This is a genomic window from Desmospora activa DSM 45169 (assembly GCF_003046315.1).
Lineage (GTDB): Bacteria > Bacillota > Bacilli > Thermoactinomycetales > DSM-45169 > Desmospora > Desmospora activa.
Window position 1 is genome coordinate 63,824 of sequence record NZ_PZZP01000002.1, and the last position, 19,288, is coordinate 83,111.

Annotated in this window: 23 protein-coding genes; 8 read left to right on the forward strand and 15 right to left on the reverse strand. The window is 50.4% G+C overall.

The annotated features are described in order from the left end of the window. Positions 1–4: 4 nt before the first annotated feature. The 3 genes from C8J48_RS13625 to C8J48_RS13635 all read left to right on the forward strand — a co-directional run bounded on the left by C8J48_RS13625 (position 5) and on the right by C8J48_RS13635 (position 2,296). A complete protein-coding gene (locus C8J48_RS13625) occupies positions 5–829 on the forward strand; it encodes an ABC transporter ATP-binding protein (protein WP_107727809.1) in 825 nt (274 codons plus the stop codon). A 2-nt stretch (positions 830–831) separates the two neighbouring features. After that, positions 832–1,629 carry an IucA/IucC family C-terminal-domain containing protein gene (locus C8J48_RS13630; protein WP_170105539.1) on the forward strand — a complete coding sequence of 266 codons (798 nt, stop codon included), beginning with the start codon at positions 832–834 and terminating at the stop codon, positions 1,627–1,629. Positions 1,630–1,966: 337 nt separating this feature from the next. Further along, positions 1,967–2,296 (forward strand): IDEAL domain-containing protein, encoded by a 330-nt coding sequence (locus C8J48_RS13635; RefSeq protein WP_107727811.1) that lies wholly within the window; start codon positions 1,967–1,969, stop codon positions 2,294–2,296. Here the strand turns inward: C8J48_RS13635 and C8J48_RS13640 are convergent. From C8J48_RS13640 to C8J48_RS13655, 4 genes are all read right to left on the reverse strand, one after another. After that, the gene (locus C8J48_RS13640) at positions 2,289–2,498 is read right to left on the reverse strand and encodes a hypothetical protein (protein ID WP_107727812.1); all 210 of its coding nucleotides are present in this window, start codon (positions 2,496–2,498) and stop codon (positions 2,289–2,291) included. The genes C8J48_RS13635 and C8J48_RS13640 overlap by 8 nt on opposite strands. Before the next feature lie 34 nt (positions 2,499–2,532). Continuing rightward, entirely contained in the window at positions 2,533–3,114 is a 582-nt protein-coding gene (locus tag C8J48_RS13645; protein ID WP_107727813.1) for a hypothetical protein, read from the reverse strand. Between the two features lie 25 nt (positions 3,115–3,139). Then, the gene (locus C8J48_RS13650) at positions 3,140–3,346 is read right to left on the reverse strand and encodes a YwbE family protein (protein ID WP_107727814.1); all 207 of its coding nucleotides are present in this window, start codon (positions 3,344–3,346) and stop codon (positions 3,140–3,142) included. Positions 3,347–3,418: 72 nt separating this feature from the next. Then, complete coding sequence (locus tag C8J48_RS13655; RefSeq protein ID WP_107727815.1) at positions 3,419–5,035, reverse strand: ABC-F family ATP-binding cassette domain-containing protein; 1,617 nt, start codon at positions 5,033–5,035, stop codon at positions 3,419–3,421. 219 nt (positions 5,036–5,254) lie between these two features. Here C8J48_RS13655 and C8J48_RS13660 point away from each other — a divergent pair, with 219 nt between their 5' ends. Together C8J48_RS13660 and C8J48_RS13665 are read left to right on the forward strand one after the other, a co-directional pair. Continuing rightward, positions 5,255–6,178 (forward strand): GAF domain-containing protein, encoded by a 924-nt coding sequence (locus C8J48_RS13660; RefSeq protein ID WP_107727816.1) that lies wholly within the window; start codon positions 5,255–5,257, stop codon positions 6,176–6,178. After that, positions 6,175–6,354 (forward strand): hypothetical protein, encoded by a 180-nt coding sequence (locus C8J48_RS13665; RefSeq protein ID WP_107727817.1) that lies wholly within the window; start codon positions 6,175–6,177, stop codon positions 6,352–6,354. Before C8J48_RS13660 ends, C8J48_RS13665 begins: the two co-directional genes overlap by 4 nt. Positions 6,355–6,646: 292 nt before the next feature. Here C8J48_RS13665 and C8J48_RS18820 read toward each other — a convergent pair whose 3' ends face one another. The 5 genes from C8J48_RS18820 to C8J48_RS13680 form a co-directional block, all read right to left on the reverse strand. Then, the gene (locus C8J48_RS18820) at positions 6,647–6,799 is read right to left on the reverse strand and encodes a hypothetical protein (protein WP_170105541.1); all 153 of its coding nucleotides are present in this window, start codon (positions 6,797–6,799) and stop codon (positions 6,647–6,649) included. A 277-nt stretch (positions 6,800–7,076) separates the two neighbouring features. After that, a complete protein-coding gene (phnE, locus tag C8J48_RS18965; protein ID WP_211316649.1) occupies positions 7,077–7,868 on the reverse strand; it encodes a phosphonate ABC transporter, permease protein PhnE in 792 nt (263 codons plus the stop codon). 3 nt (positions 7,869–7,871) lie between these two features. After that, positions 7,872–8,687 carry a phosphonate ABC transporter, permease protein PhnE gene (gene phnE, locus C8J48_RS18970; protein WP_211316650.1) on the reverse strand — a complete coding sequence of 272 codons (816 nt, stop codon included), beginning with the start codon at positions 8,685–8,687 and terminating at the stop codon, positions 7,872–7,874. Further along, a complete protein-coding gene (gene phnC / locus C8J48_RS13675; protein WP_107727818.1) occupies positions 8,680–9,459 on the reverse strand; it encodes a phosphonate ABC transporter ATP-binding protein in 780 nt (259 codons plus the stop codon). Before phnC ends, phnE (C8J48_RS18970) begins: the two co-directional genes overlap by 8 nt. Positions 9,460–9,560: 101 nt before the next feature. Beyond that, positions 9,561–10,460, reverse strand: a complete 900-nt coding sequence (locus tag C8J48_RS13680) for a phosphate/phosphite/phosphonate ABC transporter substrate-binding protein (protein WP_107727819.1) — start codon at positions 10,458–10,460, stop codon at positions 9,561–9,563. A gap of 181 nt (positions 10,461–10,641) precedes the next feature. On the opposite strand from C8J48_RS13680, the gene C8J48_RS13685 reads away from it, so the two are divergent. Both C8J48_RS13685 and C8J48_RS13690 read left to right on the forward strand, forming a co-directional pair. Then, positions 10,642–11,463, forward strand: coding sequence for an HAD family hydrolase (locus tag C8J48_RS13685; protein ID WP_107727820.1), 822 nt, complete (start codon positions 10,642–10,644; stop codon positions 11,461–11,463). 110 nt (positions 11,464–11,573) lie between these two features. Beyond that, entirely contained in the window at positions 11,574–12,353 is a 780-nt protein-coding gene (locus C8J48_RS13690; RefSeq protein WP_107727821.1) for a polysaccharide deacetylase family protein, read from the forward strand. Positions 12,354–12,358: 5 nt separating this feature from the next. Here C8J48_RS13690 and rlmD read toward each other — a convergent pair whose 3' ends face one another. Together rlmD and C8J48_RS13700 are read right to left on the reverse strand one after the other, a co-directional pair. Then, a complete protein-coding gene (gene rlmD, locus C8J48_RS13695; protein ID WP_107727822.1) occupies positions 12,359–13,738 on the reverse strand; it encodes a 23S rRNA (uracil(1939)-C(5))-methyltransferase RlmD in 1,380 nt (459 codons plus the stop codon). A 109-nt stretch (positions 13,739–13,847) separates the two neighbouring features. Then, positions 13,848–14,798, reverse strand: a complete 951-nt coding sequence (locus C8J48_RS13700) for a YegS/Rv2252/BmrU family lipid kinase (protein WP_107727823.1) — start codon at positions 14,796–14,798, stop codon at positions 13,848–13,850. Positions 14,799–14,881: 83 nt separating this feature from the next. Between C8J48_RS13700 and C8J48_RS13705 the strand changes: the two genes are divergently transcribed. Further along, positions 14,882–15,388 carry a hypothetical protein gene (locus C8J48_RS13705; RefSeq protein WP_107727824.1) on the forward strand — a complete coding sequence of 169 codons (507 nt, stop codon included), beginning with the start codon at positions 14,882–14,884 and terminating at the stop codon, positions 15,386–15,388. A 328-nt stretch (positions 15,389–15,716) separates the two neighbouring features. Here C8J48_RS13705 and C8J48_RS13710 read toward each other — a convergent pair whose 3' ends face one another. The 4 genes from C8J48_RS13710 to gatC are packed head-to-tail and all read right to left on the reverse strand — an operon-like array spanning position 15,717 to position 19,238. Beyond that, the gene (locus tag C8J48_RS13710) at positions 15,717–16,016 is read right to left on the reverse strand and encodes a hypothetical protein (protein WP_107727825.1); all 300 of its coding nucleotides are present in this window, start codon (positions 16,014–16,016) and stop codon (positions 15,717–15,719) included. Positions 16,017–16,045: 29 nt separating this feature from the next. Continuing rightward, a complete protein-coding gene (gene gatB, locus C8J48_RS13715; protein ID WP_107727826.1) occupies positions 16,046–17,479 on the reverse strand; it encodes an Asp-tRNA(Asn)/Glu-tRNA(Gln) amidotransferase subunit GatB in 1,434 nt (477 codons plus the stop codon). Beyond that, positions 17,476–18,933 carry an Asp-tRNA(Asn)/Glu-tRNA(Gln) amidotransferase subunit GatA gene (gene gatA, locus C8J48_RS13720; protein WP_107727827.1) on the reverse strand — a complete coding sequence of 486 codons (1,458 nt, stop codon included), beginning with the start codon at positions 18,931–18,933 and terminating at the stop codon, positions 17,476–17,478. Before gatA ends, gatB begins: the two co-directional genes overlap by 4 nt. Positions 18,934–18,947: 14 nt before the next feature. Continuing rightward, positions 18,948–19,238: an Asp-tRNA(Asn)/Glu-tRNA(Gln) amidotransferase subunit GatC gene (gene gatC, locus C8J48_RS13725; protein ID WP_107727828.1), complete on the reverse strand. Its 291-nt coding sequence runs from the start codon at positions 19,236–19,238 to the stop codon at positions 18,948–18,950. Positions 19,239–19,288: the final 50 nt, after the last annotated feature.

Below are 19,288 nucleotides of genomic sequence, written 5' to 3' on the forward strand. Positions count from 1 at the left end.
TTCGATGACAACCGGTTTACAAACACGTGACTTAACACTGGGATACAGCGGTGAACCCGTGATCCGGGAATTGAACCTATCCATTCCCAAAGGAAAGGTAACCGTATTCGTCGGCAGTAACGGCTGTGGGAAATCGACACTTCTGCGCTCCCTCGCCCGTCTGTTAAAGCCCTGGGACGGAAGCGTCTGGTTAAACGGAAAAGATATCGCCCGCCAATCCACCAAAAAAACTGCTCGTGAGCTGGCTATCCTACCTCAAGGTCCCGTGGCACCGGAAGGGCTGACAGTCCTGCAACTGGTCAAACAAGGCCGCTATCCACACCAGAGCTGGTTACAGCAATGGAGTGCCGAGGATGAAAGCATGGTGCAGTGGGCCTTGGAAGTGACACAGATGACGTCCTATAGCGAACGAAGTGTTGACTCCCTCTCCGGTGGACAGCGGCAACGGGCATGGATCGCCATGACGTTGGCACAGGGGACGGATACACTGTTACTGGATGAACCCACCACCTATTTGGATTTAACCCACCAAATCGAAGTGCTGGACCTCTTGTTTACTCTTAACCGGGTGGAGAGGCGCACGGTCATTATGGTGCTCCATGACCTCAACCTAGCCGCCCGCTACGGGGATCACTTGGTGGCCGTCCGCCAGGGGCAAGTCTATGCCCAAGGAGCGCCGGAAAATATTCTCACTCCCGAGTTGGCACGAGAAGTGTTTGGATTGGAATGCCAGATTATCCCGGACCCGCTGTTTGGCACGCCGATGTTGGTACCACAGGGGCAAGGCCGTTTGTTGCCTCCCAACACATTAACAGGGACAGGTGATTGATGATGACATCCCTTCAACTGGATACCGCTTCATTGGAAAAACGTTTTGCCTGGTCTTTTGAAACGGAAGCCCCTTCTAACAACACCTTTGCTGCCTCCCTGTTAAATCCATCCGACCGCGACCGACTCCTGCGGATGTGGCAGGAACGGATTGGGACACAGGAGTGGAGCGTAGCCGCTTCGATGTTGTTTAAACGATATACCGCCCTCCTGATGCCGGGCTGGCTATTCGCTCTCAGCCGTCTCGATCAGGCGATCACGGTCACACCGGAGCGCTGGGCGTTGCGTTTTGGGGAGGGATGGGATGTCTCTTTAGTCCTACCGACAGAACCAGCGGTAACCGTTCCCTCTTCCGCCGATGAGCGTCCGTTGTGGCGGCAACTGGCGGTTCGCGCCTTTTTCCACGATCATTTGGCACCGGTAATCCACGCCTTTTCCGACCACCTCTCCCCCTCCGTCTGCTGGGAGAGCGCTCGCCTCTACCTGTATCACTACTATGAAAGCTGGGAACGGGAAGCGGAATCGATACAAGTGCAAAAACAACTACAGGACGATCTTCACTTTCTCATTGATCGGAACAATCCCTGGATTGACGGCCGTACACCCAATCCGCTCTCCATCCCTTTCCGCTTGGTGAAGTTACCGGAGGAACCGGATCAATCAATGCGGGTCAGACGCACTTGTTGTCTCTATTATCGATTGCCTGACGCCATCTGCTGTACCACCTGTCCCCGGCGAAAACATGAGTGGCTCACCGATGGACAACCACTACCATCAAAGAAAGAAGCAGGCGGTAAGTAACGGGGGACAGCTGACACTACCGCTATCCATCAAAGGTATATGGTTGCACCGGAATTGCGTTTTTCTGCTGATGAACGAACGGCAGCATCAACATAACAAACGCCCCATACCATAAAGGTACCGGGGCGTTTGTTTATCATTTTGTGGCTTATTTTGGATTTGACCTGAGATCAAAATTTCATTATACTTTTTTGAAACCTCCATCTTACAGCAACAATCATTACAATTAGGCACGAGACGAGGTTTAGTCCCTTACCATGCGTGATATAATAATGGTAACCCCCTCTAACGTTAACCATGTTCCATTTAAGCCTCGATAAAAAAGGCGGTGTTGTATATGGAAACGTTGCTCTCCAAATTTCACGACGGGGATTGGGTGAAAGGGAAGACGATCAACGACGAACTGTTTCAAGGATATATCGAATCAATCAATCATTATCAAAATACAGCTAAAGTACGCATCATTCAGTCGGATAACCCTCACATCATCGGCAAACTGTCCATCAGCACCCTTGATCAGCTGAAGCACTACGAGGAGTCAGCCCTGAACGAGGAAGGACACTTGCGCAACTTTATCGACTTAGCCCTTACCACCCATGATAAAGAATGGTTTATTGAACTAACCGATGCCTTAAAGGAGCAACAACAGCGTTTGCCCTCTAGCTGATCCGGAAAAATAGATGCAAAAACGGAGTAACTCCGATTGTAGATCGGTTCAATCCGTCTGCGGCTGATCGCCCATTTCCGCGATCAGCTTTTTTGTATTTACCGCCACCCTTCAACACGTTTGTGTGCCGATAAAGGGAGGCGATCCCGGCCTTCTCCAAAGCAGCGGAGATCCGTTTAAGAAAGAGAAAGGACGGTGTCATCACATTCCTCCTACTTTTGGTTTATTCGCACCGCTCAAAGATCATTTAACATGCGCATTTCAAATAAGTAATCATATTGATGCCAATCGCTTGTACCATACGTTCGTTCTCGAATGCCATTCGCTGACTGTACCCAGGAAAACGATGCTCTCTCTTTCAAAATTTCTTTGGCCTGGTCAAAACATGTGCAAACAGCAAGCAAACGAGCACACTCCTCCCACTCCCTCCCTTCTTCCGTTTCCCAAACAAGGCAGACCCGTTCTTCATCATCCTCATAAATGCCAGAACTAAACTCCACCATTTTTTTCACGCCGTTGATATACACCGGTTCAAACCAATGCCCCCAAGTATCAGCAGAGCTTTTCATATAAACCGGTTCCGTTAATGTTGCTGCCCATTCAGCAAAGGAAACTCTTTCAACAGTGAATGGCCAGTCAGTGTAGCTATCGCGATGGACCATCCACTCCACCTCTTCTTCAACTGCTTTTACATCCGTATATGAAAAATCTTCCCCATGAAAGCGCTCCTTTTCTACATAAGCAATCGCTTGTGTTTGATCTTTTGCGACCACCCACTCCCGGAAACCGTTTTTATGCTCAATCCGGAAATATTTCATTCCTCTTCACCTCTAGGGCATAACCTTACACTTCTTCCCCATCCACAATCGCCTGCACTCTTCCCACCTGTCCATCGATCAGGCGCACCTTAATTCCATGAGGATGAGTAGCGGAACGGGTCAAGATCTCCTTAACCACCCCACGCGTTCGCTTTCCCGTCCGTTGATCTTGTTTCAACACAATATCCACAGTCTGACCCGGCTGAATTTGAGACCGTTTTTTTCCGTCCATCATCATTCCTCCTCAAAAAATACAAAAACGGATGGAAGAGCGACATCATGCCGACACCCCCATCCGCATTCCTTAACCGTACATTTGCTTAATCTTTTCCTGTAATGCTTCATCTTCCAGATATTCATCATAAGTCGTCATTTTATCTACCAGTCCTTGCGGCGTAACCTCCATCACGCGATTGGCCACCGATTGCACCATCTGGTGGTCATGGGAGGTAAACAGAATCGTGCCCGGGAATTCCTCCAACCCTTTATTGAGAGCGGTGATGGCCTCCATATCCAGATGGTTGGTGGGCTCATCCAGGATCAGCACATTGGCCCCGGACAACATCATCCGCGCCAACATACAGCGCACTTTTTCGCCCCCGGACAAAACATGGGCTTTTTTCATTACATCTTCACCGGAAAAGAGCATCCGCCCCAAAAAGCCGCGAATAAAGGTTTCCGTTTGATCCGTCGAGTACTGGCGCAACCAATCCACCAAGGTTAGATCCACACCGTCAAAGTAAGCGTTGTGGTCTTTAGGGAAATAGGCGACAGAGGTAGTGATTCCCCAATGAACCTCCCCTGCCTCCTGTTCCTCTTCACCAGCTAAAACCTGAAACAGTGTCGTTTTCGCCAAGCCGTCAGGGCCGACAAACGCAACTTTATCTCCCTTGTTGATCATAAAGGAGAGGGTTTTTAGAACCGGGTCACCGTCCACCGCTTGCTGCAGCCCTTCCACCCGCAACAGATCATTACCCGCTTCCCGCTCTGGCTGAAACTTGATAAAGGGATAGCGGCGGGAAGAGGGGCGAATATCCTCCAGCGTCAATTTCTCCAGTAACTTTTTACGGGAGGTAGCTTGCCGCGCTTTTGACTTATTGCTGCTGAAACGGGCGATAAAGGACTCCAGCTGCTTGCGCTGCTCTTCTACCTTCTTGTTTTTCTCTTTTGCCATCTGCTGTGCCAACTGGCTAGACTCATACCAGAAATCGTAGTTGCCCACATACAATTTGATCTCCCCAAAATCAATATCCGCCATATGGGTGCAGACAGTGTTGAGGAAATGACGATCGTGAGAAACCACGATCACTGTATTGTCAAAGTTGAGCAGGAAATCCTCCAACCAGCGAATCGCCTGGATGTCGAGGTGGTTGGTCGGTTCGTCCAGGAGCAGAATATCCGGCTGACCAAACAAGGCTTGGGCCAACAGCACCTTCACCTTGTCGTTGCCCTCCAGCTCCTTCATTTTTTTATAGTGAAGCTCTTCCGAAATTCCCAACCCAGACAACAGCTGTGCCGCTTCCGCTTCGGCTTCCCAACCGTTCAGCTCGGCGAACTCCCCTTCCAGCTCAGCCGCCCGTACCCCGTCTTCATCGGAGAAGTCCGGTTTGGCGTACAGCGCATCCTTTTCCTTCATAATCTCATACAGGCGCCGGTGCCCCATAATTACCGTCTCTAGCACCGGGTGTTCCTCATACTGAAAATGGTCTTGCTTTAACACCGCCAACCGCCGTCCGGAGGTAATGCTTACTTCCCCTTTGTTTGGCTCCACTTCCCCGGATAAAATCTTAAGAAAAGTGGACTTACCGGCCCCGTTGGCTCCAATCAACCCGTAGCAATTGCCCGGGGTAAATTTAATATTGACGTCTTCAAACAGTTTGCGCCCGCCATAACGCAGGCCCACTCCTTGCACTTGGATCATGAGATTCCGTCCTCCACCTTTAAAAAAACTCTTTTACTATTGTAACATGAAGACAAGCAAAAAGATCACCCGCTGGCAAGCGTAATATAAAATGTCCGCAGGAGCAAGATCATGGGGCCCAAACCCTATCAGCATCATCATTGAGCAGCATATTCACCAAAGGAGATTTTGTTCGATAAAGCGAATAGACTTAGGATGAGAGAGGAGGTTTGCACCTTTTTGATTTTGACGTCGGAATCGTGGGTAGAGGTGTTGGTGGGGGTGGGGCAGGACTTTCCGTGGTTGCGCTGGTTGGTGGTAACAACGTTTGTGGTCCTCTTTTTCATGTTTTTAATCGTCGCTTTTCGCGTCATTCGTGGAGATTGGATCCCTTTTTGGTTTCACCGCTCCGATGAAACGGGAATAGATCGCGTAAGGGGAAGCGGTCCTTTTCACATCGATCCGGCGGTGTTACGAAACTCCTCTTTGGAGGAGAGTGCCAGCGGGATGGAGCCGATCACCCGCTATATGGGGGAAAAAGATCGCCAAATTGACACTTTGAAGGAAATTCTCTCCGAATTGAAGCAAGATCAAAAAGCGGAAGCCGACCGCAACACCGACTTTATCGCCATGATGGAAATAGTGGCCGATGGCGTCTCAAGCACCCTGACCCATGCATATATTAAACTTGAGAACTCTTTTTCCATCGATTATCCTTATATTATAGACAGTATTCAATCGGCTATGGCCAATGAGAAAGTGAAAAACCCCGGAGTAGGCGTATTTGTCCCCCATGCGGACGGACAATCACTGGTTCCGATCGCTTGGGTGGGTTTAACCAAATCCTTTGAAGATTATCGTCCGACGCCCACGGTCCACTCACCGGAAGGCTGGGTTTGGCTGTACGCCCACACCCGCGGCTGGAGCGACTTAACCAAGGAGCGTTTGCAGCAAAGTCCTCCCGAAACCCGCTCCATGATCGCCAGTCCGCTTGTCGCCAACGAGGAAAAATTGGGGGTGCTCGCCATCTACGCAGAGATGGAAAATGGTTTTTGTCATCCCATGGATAGCCGTCATCTTGCATCCTTTGCTAAACTGCTCAGTTCGCTCGTCTATCTCGACCGATATGGTACGCGCGTTCCGAAAGGGGGCAAGAAACGGTGAAAAGGCAACCCAGCTTTCATCAACGGGTCAAAGAGATCCACCGTCGCTACCGCGCCGGTTTGATCAACCGGGAAGAATACTTAAAACAAGTAAAGGCAGGACGCTTTGACCAGGTCATGGAAGATATTGACCGCAAATACGAGAGATATTATAAAATGCTGGAGAAAAACGCGTAAGAAGCGGATGATTGCTTCGGTTATACGCATCCAAACCAACTCTTCAGCAATCATTTTGAAACCATCCCTCCCCCGTCGGCAGGGAGTTTTTTATGTTAACTTTTCTGTTGCTGATTTCGACCAAAATGATCGATCCTCTCTTTCATCTCGTCGATAAATCAATCACAGTGATTTACTTTTTTTCATCGGATAGGTTTACTATGTAATCCAGATAGCATAGAATAGAGACAAAAGAAACGCATAATATAATAAGGCACGAACCCGGATCATCGGGTCCGTGCAACTGAGATCTCTAGGAGTCATCAGAAGTCCGGTTCCCGGTGCCACGGGTATCGGACTTCTTGTTTTCCCGGCGCTTTTGCAACCAGTGTGCCAATATCACTGGTCCAAAAACCAGCAACACTTGCCACAGATGGCTGAAAAGCCAGGACAACAAGTCTCGCATGCGGATTCACCTCCTTCCGCACCAACGTCACGGAAGGCCACCTCCTTTCCAGGGGCAAGATCGGATACCCCTGCCCTGGCCCGGTGAGGCCAAGGCCAGGGCAAGAATCCAATGAGCCACCGAAAAAAAGGATCAGATCCACATCAAGAAACGTCCGATCTGGATCGCGTCTTGTCCATTATAGCATATATTGTGTGAATATTCTCCTTCCAATTCAAAATACAAAGCCCGCATCTAACAAAACCATTGGATGCGGGCTTTGTAATCGAGTCCCCCATTACACAATCCGCTTACGAATAAAGGCACTCAAATAATCGATCAATACCACCACAACCACGATCACCAACAAAATCATGCCGATCTCAGACCAGTTGCGGTTGGCGACGGCGATGGTAATCAGGGTGCCAATGCCACCAGCACCAATGATGCCCAAGATGGTGGAGGCGCGAACATCGATCTCAAAGCGATAGATGGCGTAAGAAAGGAATTGCGGAATGATCTGCGGAATAATGCCATAAAACAAAGTCTGTATCTTATTGGCGCCGTTGGCGCTCATCGCTTCCACCACATTCATCTCAATCGCCTCAATCGCTTCCGCATACAGTTTCCCCAACATGCCGATGGAGTTGATCGCAATCGCCAAAACTCCGGCAAAAGGATTGGGGCCAACTGCGGCGACAAAGATTAACGCCAACAACAGCTCCGGAAAAGTTCGGATTCCACTGAGAATACCACTGCCGAGGTTGCGTAACCAGCGGTTTTTCACCATATTGGAAGCCGCCAAAAAAGCGATGGGCACCGCCAGGATGGAAGCCATCAAGGTCCCGGTGTAAGCGATAAAGAGGGTTTCCATCATTTTTTCCATCACTTTGCCAAAGGCGCTGAAATCCGGAGACAACATCTGTGGAATCACTCGATCCAAGTTGTTGATCGTCCGCTCACTCAACACCCGTTCCCACTTCACATCAATACCGGTAAACACCCATACATAGAGAGCCACCACAGCAATGGCAATCACCCACCGGATGACGATTTGCCGCCAGCTTCGTTTTGGTTTGGGTATCGTCATCGCTCAAACCAGCCTTTCCCGGATTTTACCGCTGATATATTCAATCGCCAACACCACAAAGAAAATCACGATAATTAAGGTCATCACGTTGGGATAGCGTAAAAAGCCGATCTGCTGCTGCAAGAGAAGGCCGATCCCGCCTGCTCCCACAAACCCGAGAACCACCGAAGCGCGGATATTGATCTCAAACACATACAGGCTCAACGAGCAAAACTGGGGCAACACCTGGGGAATAACCGCATATACAATCGTTTGAATCGCATTTCCCCCTGAAGCCCGAATCGCTTCCAAAGGCTGTGGGTCAATCGATTCAATGGTTTCACTGATCAATTTGGTCAATATCCCAAAGGAAAAAATAATAAGAGCCAGTATACCGGAAAATACCCCAATGCCAAAGATGCCGACAAACACCACAGCCAGAATGATATCCGGAATGGTACGGAGCGCATTGAGAAACAACTTAGCCGTATGGTAGAGCCAAGGGATGGTTGTCACATTACGGGCTGCCAACAGACTGACAGGGATACACAGAATAGCGGCAATCGTAGTGGCAATCACCGCCATCTGGATCGTTTCCACCAGCTTGGGCCATACCTGAGAGACATAATCCCAATTGGGCGGGAACAATTGACCCACCATATTAAAGACATGAGGCAACCCTTCAATCAAGTCGGTGATGGTGGATTCCGTCTCCATTGAGCTCCAGATATAAAGTCCGACCACTACCGCAAAAATCAGGGTGATCCGCTTTTTTTCGCGGCCGGATATAACGTTCCCGGAAAATGATTCACTTGAGGGAACGGAAGCGATCTTAGGCATGTTGAACCTCGCCCCCCCGTTTGTCTTCGTCACGGATCGGACGACCATAAATCTCCTCAAACGTTTTTTCCGTCACCTGGCTGGCAGGACCGTCGTACACCACTTCCCCCGCACGCATACCGATAATCCGGTCCGCGTATTCCATCGCCATATCGATGTAATGCAGATTGACTAAGGTTGTGATTTTATCTTCGCGGTTAATCTTTTTTAGGTAACTCATCACTTGGTGGGAAGTTGGTGGATCTAGGCTGGCCACAGGCTCATCCGCCAAGATGATGGAGGGCTGCTGGGTCAGTACCCGTGCAATGCTGACACGCTGCTGTTGACCGCCGGACAATTGATCCGCTCGTTGGTATACTTTTTCCTCAATGTTTACCCGCTTTAGGCTCTCATAAGCCAGAGTCACATCTTCTTTGGAATACAGATGAAAAACGCTGCGCAAGGTACCGGTATGTCCCAAGCGGCCGGAAATCACATTTTTCATCACGGTAGAGCGTTTCACCAAGTTGTAGTTCTGAAAGATAATACCTACCTTGGTGCGTAATTGACGCAACTGCTTCCCTTTAAATGGAATGATATTCTCACCATCGACCAACAGCTGACCATCCGTGGGGGTCACCAAACGGTTGATGCTGCGGATCAAGGTGGATTTCCCTGCCCCGGACAGCCCCACCACTACAATAAATTCCCCTTCCTCGATCTTGAGGTTAACGTTTTTCAGTCCTTGGGTTCCATTGGGATAGACCAGAGATACATCCTGAAACTGGATCACAGCAGTCACTCCTGACTGTTTTAGTAATCACGCGAAAAAAGGGCCTCCTTTCGGAGAACCCCTTACACTGTGAGGAACTGGGGAGCCTGCCCCCAATATCATCAGTTACCGTCGATATCGATGGAGTCCTCAAACTTTTTATAGGTGTCGCGGACGATCGTGTAATCCTCATCCTTGGCTTCACGGATCGCGTCCCAGTTGTATACCTCATTCATAATGTTAACCATTTCCTTATCATCGTTGAAACCGAGGAAGGCTTGACGAATTTTTTCCACCAATTCCTTATCCAAATCCTTGGTGACGGAGATGGTATCGTTCGGGATCGGGTCAGTGTAATCGATCACTTTTAGCTTTTTCTTGACGTCGGGATAATCCTGTTCCAAAGTATCCCGAGCATCTTCAAAGGTGGTAGCCACATCGGCATCCCCTTCGTATACGGTGATCAGGGCATTGTCATGGCCGCCGGCTTGTACCGCTTCACCAAAGAATTCTGCTTGTACATCCTTCACTTTAAACTCATCCATCAGCTGCGATGCGGGAAACAGATACCCAGAGGTTGAATTGGTATCAGCAAACGCCCATGTTTTCCCTTTTAAATCCTTGAGGGATTTGATGCCGGAGTCAGCACGTACCACATATTGCGCACGATAGGTATCTTCCCCGTGACGCTCCGATTTGAGAATTACTTCCACCCCATGCTTATCGTTGGCCAACACATAGCCAAAAGCCGGGATAAATCCGATATGCACCTGATTGGAACCCATGGCTTCGATCAGGGCGGAGTAGTTGGTCATGACGCGCCCTTCCACTTCCACCCCCAACTCTTCGCTCAATTTGTCAGCCAAAGGCTTTACAGTATCGGCGATTTTATCGGAATCCTGGGACGGTACAAACCCCATCACCAACTTATCCGGATTAGCTGGGTCTCCACCCGCTTGACCGCATGCCGCTAACACAACGACAAGGGCGAGTGATAACAACATAGACAAGAGCTTTTTCATAGATCCCCCTCCGAGAGTGTAAGAATTATTTCCTACCAGAGTGTACAAATGCCATATGTGATTATAACTAAAGCCATGATAAAGTTTATATTAACTTTCTTGCTAAATCTACTGTCTTTTCAAGCGATCGGGAATAAAGTATGATCGAACGGTATCATGCGTCTAAGAAAGGAGCGATTTTTTGACAACCAACATCCTCGCTGGCCGCTTAATCATTTTTGATTTGGACGGAACGCTATACGAAGATACGGCCCACTTTGATTATTATGCTTCATTATTAAAAGAAAATCTTCCCCTTGAAAAACGGGATGATTTTGCGCGTACTTATCGGCAAATTTTAGCCGGCAACCACCCCCTTACCATCGGCAAAGTATACGATGTAAACCGCGATGCAATCCTCAGCCTCGATCCCGCCACACTGGAAGTACAATCCGTCTGCGACTGGGACGGTGCCCCTTGGTCGCAAAATCGTATTCATCAAACCTATTCCGGTTCACTCACACTGGATTTTGATCAAATCGTCGCCATTGGTGACGGATGGTGGATTCCCTTTGCTGTCGCCAAACACTTTGGCGCGGGAGAGACCTACCCTTTTTACGTCAAAACCAAAGAATATCTGGCTGCCCATGAGCACCTATTGACCCGTACCCCAGGTCTAAAAGCGTGGCTCCAAGAGCAACGGCAAGCGAAAACGTTGGTATTGGTGACCAACAGTGACCAGGATGACGTTCAGCGGCTACTCTCTCGCTTACATTTGGACGGGCTCTTTCACCAAATCGTAACCTCGGCTCGCAAACCGACCCATACAAGCCGAATTTTCCAAAACCTTCTCCGGCAACATCAGGTGTCACCGGAAGAAACGATCTCGATCGGAGACAATTATATCAATGAAATCGCTCCTGCCCTTCAGCTGGGAATGAAAGCCATCCTCCTGCAAAACTCACCCTTTACACATCGACATGAGCGCCTGCAGGTGGTTCGCAGCATGAGCGATCTGTTTTAAGAAGACCCTGCTCCGCATTGGAGCGGGGTTTTTATTGGGGTAAGTTTTCGCTTTATCGGCTACACTAGGGGGGCAACCCCGCATTCTCTAATATTGGGAGGGACCTCTTGATGTCAATTCTTCAGCAAAAGAACACTATCATCCTGCTAACTTGTCTCGTCTTTTTTTTAGATACGTTGGCAGTACCGACATGGGCCGCTCCTCCCCACCAAATGGATCGGTTTTATTTTGAACGGAACGGCTCCGTTATCTGGGAGGTCCCGACGACACAGCCGATGATCGCTCTCACCTTTGACGATGGCCCCAATCCTCGCTACACAACGGAGATCCTTGATATTCTGAAAAAATATGACGCCAAAGCGACTTTTTTTGTGATTGGAGAACAAGTGGAAAAATACCCCGAACTGGTAAAACGGGAAATCCGCGAAGGACATGAAGTGGGCAACCATACCTTTCACCATCGCTCCATCAAACGTCAGAATGCCGCTACCATCAGTCACGAACTAGCAGAAACAGATATCCTGGTGCTAGGTTTAACCGGTATACATCCTCACCTCTTTCGACCTCCGGGTGGATATTATGACCAACCGACGGTAGAGACGGCAACAAAAGCGGGCTATCAAGTAGTGATGTGGTCCTGGCATCAGGATACACGAGATTGGAGTCGGCCGGGAGTACATAAAATTGCATCCACCGTGATCAACAACGCCAGAAACGGTGATATTGTACTCCTCCATGACCATGGGGGTAACCGCAAACAAACCGTGGCCGCACTTAAACGAATCCTGCCAGCGTTAAAAAAGAAGGGATATCAATTTATCACCGTCTCCGAGATGATGAAAAAAGGAAAACGAAAAGTATATCAAAAACAAAAAAGCCAAGGCATATAATCACCTTAGCGATCTTTTGGCGTAAACACCGCCACACATTCCACATGGTGCGTATGGGGGAACAGATCGACCGGCTGCACCTCATCCGTGAAGTAGCCTTTTTCCGCTAGGATGGCGGCATCACGGGCTAGTGTAGCCGGGTTGCAAGAGACATAGATCAACCGTTGCGGTCCCATCTGCATCGCCGCATCCAGTAGCTCCGGTGCACACCCTTTGCGCGGCGGGTCGACGACGATTACATCAGGGTTAATTCCTTCTTTGACCCAGCGGGGCATCACTTCTTCCGCAGCCCCCGTTTCAAAGGTGGCATGCTTAATCCCATTCAGTTCTGCATTTATCCGGGCATCCTCCACTGCTTCAGCCACCGATTCCACCCCGTATACCTGAGCAACGTCACGAGCCAAATACAGCGCGATCGTACCGATGCCACAGTAGGCGTCCACCACTGTCTCATCCCCGCGTAAGGCAGCCCGCCTCCGTACCTCTTCATATAAAACCACTGTCTGCTCCGGGTTTACCTGAAAAAAAGAATGGGGCGAGATGCGAAAACGGACATGGCCGATGGCATCCTCAATCCATCCTTGGCCCCATAAAACGCGGTTTTCCTGACCGAGTACCCGATTACTGCGGCGCATATGAATATTTTGCACTACCGAGGCCAAACCGGGTACACTCTCTTTTAAACGAGCGATCAGTTCCTCTTTGCGCGGAAGGCGGTGGCCGTTGGTAACCAGGACTACCATTACATCCCCCGTTTGTTTACCGGTTCGTACCATCACATGGCGCAACAAACCGTGGTGGATTTTCTCCTCATACGGTGGGATGCCCAGTTCCACAACGGCCTCTTTCACGATTTGGATTGTGCGATCGTTGGCATCCTGCTGAATCATACAGTGGGAAAAAGGAACGATGGCATGGGAAGCGGAAGCGTAAAAGCCCGCCACTGTTTCTCCACGCCGCTTAGCAAAGGGAACCTGGGCTTTATTGCGATAGTGCCACGGTTGCTCCATGCCGCGCACTGGCAACACGCGCACCTCTTCCAATCCACCGATACGTGCGAAACTGTCAACCACCTGACACCGCTTCATTTCCAATTGGGCGGGATATGCCAAATGTTGCAGCTGACATCCACCGCACCGCTCAAAAACAGGACACGGCGGCTCTACGCGATCCGGGCTGGTGGTTTCCCACTCTTCCACCTGAGCGTGGGCGTATGTTTTTTTTACTTTGGTCACTTTCACTTTTACGCGTTCCCCAGGCAGCGATGACGGCACAAAAATCGTAAAACCGTCCACTTTGCCCACCCCATCACCGGTATGGCTCTGGTTATCGATCTCGATGGTCAGCTGATCTCCCGGCTTAACCGGAGGATTGGATTTACTCATGATTCGACTCCTTGGGTGAATGGAAATTTAGCTTAAAGAAAGTCAGATTGAAGACAAATGGGCCTGAATCTTGAATGCCGTCGTCGCGCCTCTTTTTGTTCAACGCAATTTAGCGCCTTTCTCCACGGCGATGGTGCATTCGCTTCCTCTCTTGCTCCGAGAACACCCGCTCCTCAGCAGGACACAAAACGGAGAGATGTCCTGCGAGCGTCTCAAAACGACCGAAAAAGTCACCGCCCCATTCCCCATCCAGGTTTAGCTTCATCGGTTGACTGGAAATCACCTGCAACCGGTTTGTCTGGAAATAAAGCACCCGTTCATCATCCAAGTGTTCTCCCCTGAGAATAGAACCAACCAAATGCACTAACTCCGGCAGGTTCGCTTTGCGCACGACCAAAACATCCAACAAACCATCGCCGATATCCGCCTGTGTAACCAAATGATCAAATCCGCCAATGGAAGGGCTGTTGGCCACGATAATCAGGAAAATCTCTTCTTCCACCGTCTTTTGCGGCGATTCCAAGCGAACCTGAAAAGGGCGCAGCAACGTGCCCAATTTTTCCAATCCCTTGGCGTAATAGGCGAAGTGACCCAGCACTGTCTTCAGCCGACTCGGTGTCTGGTGTGTCACTTCCGTCAGAAAACCGGCAGCGGCTACATTGATAAAATAATGATCCTGTACAATCCCTACATCCATGGAACGGATATGCCCTTCACCAATCACATCGCATGCGGCCACCATATCTCGCGGCAGGTGAAGCGCACGAGCCAAGTCATTGCTCGTTCCACAGGGAATAATACCGAGCTGTGGCCGGGTGGAGTAGGGAGCGATCCCGTTTACCACCTCATGGATGGTACCGTCTCCTCCAGCGGCGATGACGACATCAAACCCCCGCTCTACCGCTTTTGACGCAGCCTCAGCAGCATCACCCGGAAAACGGGTGGCGTGACAAGACGCCTCCAACCCCTTTTCTTCAAGACGCTCCAATATGCGGGGCAGCTTCCTCTCAATGCCTTCTTTCCCCGCCGTTCGGTTATAAATCAGGCGTGCACGCTTCATAACAAACCCCCTTTTCCACCATGGAACGATAACTTCCCAATCGTTTGCATACCTTGGAAGCAAAGAGAAAGGAGGGCAGAACAATGGGATCCTCCCATAAAAATGAAACCGATTTTTCAACGGATATCGAGTGTCAGCCGCTTCGCCTGCAAGATGCCCGTCGCGCCTTGGAACACACGCTGTATGCAGACGCCATCCTATTCACCCTGAGCGAGCAATGGGAACAGATCCCCGGGATCGGCGGAAAGCCCGGCCTCTCCTCATTTCGTCGCGACCACGGACAGGCAGCCAATCAGCATACAATCGCTCGTGGCTGTTTGGAGCGGATGATCGGAGGAGACTGGCATGAAAGTATCCTGCAAATGCTTGTGGTCCATATGTACGAGGGTCGCCGCTATGATTCATTAAAGCGGGGATCCTTATTGGAAGCTCGCCGCTCGGTTTCCCGCAAATGGCAAGTGATTTTGGAAAACGGGATCGGATGGCTCGATTACAGTGACGAAGCTTGGCACCATGCGATGGTGTTGTCTCAGGAAGCCATCGGCAGCAAGCGTTGGAGTTTACTTGCCCCCAACTGGAAGCAAGGATAAACGGGGTTCCCCTGTCTTCGCTCACTCTCTATTATATTGCCGTTTCCGTTTGTTGGTAATCAATAAAAACGTATCACAAAAGAGATCGCCTTGCATACAACCAAGAGGGAGCCAATCGGCTCCCCTTCCCATGGTTGAAAGTTGGATGTGAAAAGCTAGGTGCCCCATCCGGTATCTTTGATTGGATTTTAGGGAGGGATGGATTTTCCGAATGAGCGACTTTGCCACGCATGGAGCGAAAGCGGAAATCCACTCCCGACCGCCCGAACAACCTTTGTTGATGGGGCACTAGTCCAGAAAAAGCTCGTCCAAGGGACGAGCTCTCCTACTATCGGGTGATTCGTCTGCGGGCCTGTAGCGCAAACCAAGCGAACAACAGACTAACCAGACCGAACAACACCCCGTTTTCCACATAGAAAAACTGGATCATCGCATTTCCCAACAGGAGCAACGCCAACAAAACATAGATCGAGCGGGAAAAGGGGTTGCCGCGAAACTCAAACAGGAGTACAAAAAAGTAGAGCGCGATCACATAATAATGGACCGCGACAGGAGGCTGATCCTGTAGAGATCTCGTTCCAAAGAACAAGAAGAATACGACGATCGCCCCGTATAAAATTTGCACCATAAAAACACCTCATTCGTTCAACGGGACGTTTATGAACCGATTTGGTCCCGGATCAGCTGGTTGACCAGCTTGGGGTTCGCCTTTCCTTTCGTCGCTTTCATCACCTGTCCCACCAGGAAACCCAGCGCGCGATCTTTTCCGTTTTTCAGATCGGCGATGGATTGAGGATTCGCTTCCAGCACTTCCGTGACGATCGCTTTCAGTTTTCCTTCGTCACTAATCTGCACCCAGCCTTTTTCCTCGACGATCCGTTTGGGATCTCCCCCTTTTTCCACTAGCTCTTTAAATACTTTTTTCCCAATTGTATTGCTGATAATCCCCTCTCCGATCAAGCGGATCATCGCAGCCAGAGCCGACGGTTGGATCGCGGTCTCTTCCAGTTCTTTATTCTCGGTATTTAAATACCCCAACAGCTCACCGGAAATCCAATTGGCAGCTGCTTTGGGTTCGGCGTCGGCACCCACGGTCTCTTCATAAAATGCAGCGATTGTGGGTGTAGCCGTCAACAGATTGGCGTCATAATCGGACAAGCCGAAGTCGGACCGATAGCGAGCCTTACGCGCATCCGGCAGTTCCGGCAACGAGTCTTTTACGCGTTCACGCCAAGCAGCATCAATATGGAGCTGCACCAGATCCGGTTCCGGGAAATAGCGATAATCGTGAGCTTCTTCCTTGCTGCGCATCACCTTGGTTTGATTTTGGTCTTCCAACCAGCGCAATGTCTGCTGCACAATTGTGCCGCCTTGGGCGAGCACCTCCGCCTGCCGCTTCTCCTCATACACCAACGCCCGCTCCACGTTGCGGAAGGAATTGAGATTTTTCATCTCTGTCTTCGTGCCAAAGGGCTTGGTTCCAGCCGGGCGCAAGCTGATGTTGGCATCGCAGCGCAGCGATCCTTCCTCCATCTTGACATCGGATACACCGGTGTATTGCAGGATCTGCTTTAGTTTCTCCAGATAAGCGCGCCCCTCTTCTGGAGAGCGCATATCCGGCTCGGAAACGATCTCGATCAGGGGGACGCCCACCCGGTTGTAGTCTACCAGGGAATCGCCGCCGTAATCCGAGTGATTCAGTTTGCCGGCATCCTCTTCCAAATGAACCCGTGTAATGCCGATACGCTTCTTTTCACCGTTCACTTCAATCTCCAACCAGCCGTTTTGACCGATGGGTTGATCATATTGCGAGATCTGATACGCCTTAGGCAGATCAGGGTAGAAATAGTTTTTGCGGTCAAACTTGCTGGTTGCGGCAATCTCGCAGTTAAGAGCCAAGGCGGCTTTCATCGCAAAATCCACCGCTTGTTTGTTTAAAACGGGCAACACACCGGGATGGCCCAAGCAGACCGGACAGGTGTGGGTATTGGGAGGGGCTCCAAACTCGGTGGAACATCCGCAAAAGATTTTCGTTTGCGTAGAAAGCTCTGCATGTACTTCCAGTCCGATCACCGTTTCAAATTGACTCATGATTCCCCACCTCCCACTTGCGGATCCGGCAACCGCTCCGATTGTTGTTCATAAGCATGGGCGACACGCAACACACCTTGCTCATCAAAAGCTTTGCCTATAATTTGTAGACCGACCGGCAAGCCGTCAACCAGACCACAGGGCAGGCTGATCGCTGGCAGGCCGGCTAAATTGACTGGAATGGTACAGATATCATTTAAATACATGGTGAGAGGATCGTCTGTCTTTTCTCCCAGGGCAAACGCCGTCGTCGGTGCAGTCGGTCCCACTACCACATCATATTTTTCAAAAATGGCTTCAAAGTCTTGGCGAATCAGGGTGCGCACTTGTTGCGCTTTGCGGTAATAGGCATCATAGTAGCCGGAGGAAAGGGCGTAGGTTCCCAACATGATCCGACGCTTTACTTCAGCCCCAAAGCCGGTGCTGCGGGTGCGGTGGAACATATCGATCAAATTCTCCCCTTCCACCCGAATACCGTAGCGCACCCCGTCATAGCGTGCCAGATTGGAAGACGCCTCCGCCGGTGCCAACAAGTAATAGGTAGCCACCGCATACTCCGCATGGGGCAAGGAGACCTCTTCCACCGTTGCCCCCAGCCGCTCCATTAATTTCAACGCTTCTTGTACACGTTGTTTGACGCCTGCATCGATGCCTGCTCCCATCATCTCTTTGGGGACAGCTACTTTTAACCCCCGGATCTCCCCAGTCAATGAAGCGAGATAATTCGGTACATCTACTTTGGCTGAAGTGGAATCCTTGGGGTCATATCCGGCGATGGTTTGCAATACTGCCGCCGCATCTTCCACATTGCGGGTTAACGGCCCAATTTGGTCCAAGGAAGAGGCAAAGGCGATTAGACCGTAGCGGGACACCCGTCCGTAAGTGGGCTTCAGCCCCACCACTCCGCAATAAGAAGCCGGTTGACGGATGGAGCCGCCGGTGTCGGAACCGAGGGCAAAAGTCACCTGTCCCGATGCCACCGCCGCTGCCGAACCTCCGCTGGAACCACCTGGAACACGCTTGAGATCCCAAGGATTGCGCACCGGATGAAAACCGGAGTTTTCATTGGAGGAACCCATGGCAAACTCATCCATATTCATTTTCCCTACCATATTAGCTCCGACACCGTTCAACTTTTCCATCACGGTGGCGTTATAAACAGGAGTGTAATCACCCAAAATACGGCTTCCTGCGGTGGTAGCCACACCGGTTGTGCTGATGTTGTCTTTCATACCCATGGGAATCGCGGATAGAACATCGTCTGCGACACCCTGTTCATCCAGGGCACGGGCACGCTGGCGCACTCCCTCTTCATCCACCATCAGAAACGCCCCCACTTGCCCGTCCACTTTTTGAATGCGGTCTAAGGATGCCTCAACAAGATCAACTGCGGTAATCTCTCTTTGTTTAACCCGTTTATGTAAAGAACGGATGGTTTCTTTAATCAGCGACATGTTCTCCCTCCTTTTTACTCCTCAAACACCGGCGGTACACGGAACAACCCCTCTTGTTGATCCGGGGCGTTTGCCAGCGCCTGCTCCCGTGGCAGCGAATCTTTCCGCTCGTCTTCCCGCAATACATTGGCCATCGGCAACACATGGCTGGTGGGCTCCACCCCATCAGTATCCAATTCATTCAACTTTTCAGCGAATCGTAAAATATCGTTTAGTTGTTCGGTATACATCTGTGCCTCTTCTTCGTTCAGGTCCAACCGGGCCAACTTGGCCACATGTTCCACTTGCTCTTTTGAAATTGCCATCTTTCCACCTCCGTCTGGTCCAGTCCCTTCTCAACCGCTACGGCACGGCA

Coding starts and splice junctions, on each gene's coding strand:
- gatB (WP_107727826.1), bottom strand. CDS start 17,479: ATGAGTCAATTTGAAACGGTGATCGGACTGGAAGTACATGCAGAGCTT.
- C8J48_RS13655 (WP_107727815.1), bottom strand. CDS start 5,035: ATGATCCAAGTGCAAGGAGTGGGCCTGCGTTATGGCGGGCGCAAACTG.
- C8J48_RS13625 (WP_107727809.1), top strand. CDS start 5: ATGACAACCGGTTTACAAACACGTGACTTAACACTGGGATACAGCGGT.
- C8J48_RS13630 (WP_170105539.1), top strand. CDS start 832: ATGACATCCCTTCAACTGGATACCGCTTCATTGGAAAAACGTTTTGCC.
- rlmD (WP_107727822.1), bottom strand. CDS start 13,738: ATGAGTAAATCCAATCCTCCGGTTAAGCCGGGAGATCAGCTGACCATC.
- C8J48_RS13705 (WP_107727824.1), top strand. CDS start 14,882: ATGGGATCCTCCCATAAAAATGAAACCGATTTTTCAACGGATATCGAG.
- phnE (WP_211316650.1), bottom strand. CDS start 8,687: ATGCCTAAGATCGCTTCCGTTCCCTCAAGTGAATCATTTTCCGGGAAC.
- C8J48_RS13700 (WP_107727823.1), bottom strand. CDS start 14,798: ATGAAGCGTGCACGCCTGATTTATAACCGAACGGCGGGGAAAGAAGGC.
- gatC (WP_107727828.1), bottom strand. CDS start 19,238: ATGGCAATTTCAAAAGAGCAAGTGGAACATGTGGCCAAGTTGGCCCGG.
- C8J48_RS13640 (WP_107727812.1), bottom strand. CDS start 2,498: ATGACACCGTCCTTTCTCTTTCTTAAACGGATCTCCGCTGCTTTGGAG.
- C8J48_RS18820 (WP_170105541.1), bottom strand. CDS start 6,799: ATGCGAGACTTGTTGTCCTGGCTTTTCAGCCATCTGTGGCAAGTGTTG.
- C8J48_RS13645 (WP_107727813.1), bottom strand. CDS start 3,114: ATGAAATATTTCCGGATTGAGCATAAAAACGGTTTCCGGGAGTGGGTG.
- C8J48_RS13690 (WP_107727821.1), top strand. CDS start 11,574: ATGTCAATTCTTCAGCAAAAGAACACTATCATCCTGCTAACTTGTCTC.
- C8J48_RS13650 (WP_107727814.1), bottom strand. CDS start 3,346: ATGGACGGAAAAAAACGGTCTCAAATTCAGCCGGGTCAGACTGTGGAT.
- C8J48_RS13710 (WP_107727825.1), bottom strand. CDS start 16,016: ATGGTGCAAATTTTATACGGGGCGATCGTCGTATTCTTCTTGTTCTTT.
- C8J48_RS13680 (WP_107727819.1), bottom strand. CDS start 10,460: ATGAAAAAGCTCTTGTCTATGTTGTTATCACTCGCCCTTGTCGTTGTG.
- phnE (WP_211316649.1), bottom strand. CDS start 7,868: ATGACGATACCCAAACCAAAACGAAGCTGGCGGCAAATCGTCATCCGG.
- C8J48_RS13635 (WP_107727811.1), top strand. CDS start 1,967: ATGGAAACGTTGCTCTCCAAATTTCACGACGGGGATTGGGTGAAAGGG.
- gatA (WP_107727827.1), bottom strand. CDS start 18,933: ATGTCGCTGATTAAAGAAACCATCCGTTCTTTACATAAACGGGTTAAA.